The 331-nt window shown below is 36.0% G+C and carries 1 tRNA gene; it reads right to left on the reverse strand.

Annotated features, from left to right (window positions below):
* Position 1: 1 nt before the first annotated feature.
* Positions 2–74 (reverse strand) — tRNA-Gly (locus DYH56_RS15760).
* Positions 75–331 lie beyond the last annotated feature (257 nt).

The raw sequence follows: 331 nt of genomic DNA on the forward strand, positions 1-331 counted from the left end.
GAGCGGGAAACCAGGTTCGAACTGGCGACATTCAGCTTGGAAGGCTGACGCTCTACCAACTGAGCTATTCCCGCACTTTCAAAGACAAAATAAGTATACACCACTTTTTAAATAATGTCAATTATTTATTTTATTTTCTATTATTTTGCCGCCAATCTACACCAATTAAAATCTTTTACACTAAGCTCATCAAGTAACAGCAATAGTATATAAAAAAAAGCTAACGCTTCTTCAACCCCCAGCCCCCATCTTGGGGGTTTTTGGTATAATAACTATTATGACTACTATTACACTTAAAGATATTCTTACCAACGACAACCTAAAAGCTTTT

The sequence above is a fragment of the Psychrilyobacter piezotolerans genome (assembly GCF_003391055.1).
GTDB lineage: Bacteria > Fusobacteriota > Fusobacteriia > Fusobacteriales > Fusobacteriaceae > Psychrilyobacter > Psychrilyobacter piezotolerans.